Annotated in this window: 1 protein-coding gene; it reads right to left on the reverse strand. The window is 61.0% G+C overall.

Annotation, left to right across the window (positions count from 1 at the left end; genetic code table 11):
* On the reverse strand, positions 1–308 hold a 308-nt coding region (locus tag P0G09_RS17920), incomplete at both ends, for a hypothetical protein (RefSeq protein WP_275253345.1).

A 308-nucleotide genomic window follows, 5' to 3' on the forward strand; every position in this document is an offset into this window, starting at 1 on the left:
GGGCGGCAGCCCTGTCCAGCCGTTCCTGTGCATCGGTATATTTTTCCAGCACGGCATTTTTTGCCTTTTCCCGGGCAGAGGGCGTTTTCTTATCCTCGGCAACGGCCAACTCCTGCTCCCGGACGCCCGGGCAGTCAGCCAGCGCGGCGCGGAACAGTTCCCCTGCTGCCCTGGCACTGCGGGTGGCTTCGGCCAGCAGCAGATCATGCCAACAGGAGGCTGCAAAGCCATTTTCCTCCTGCCACGGAGCCAGAAATTCGTCCAGCTTTTTGTCGTAATCGGGCAGGGCGCGCAGGATATCGTAGACA

This window comes from Faecalibacterium sp. DFI.5.82, from assembly GCF_029076575.1.
In the GTDB taxonomy this organism is placed as follows: domain Bacteria; phylum Bacillota; class Clostridia; order Oscillospirales; family Ruminococcaceae; genus Faecalibacterium; species Faecalibacterium duncaniae.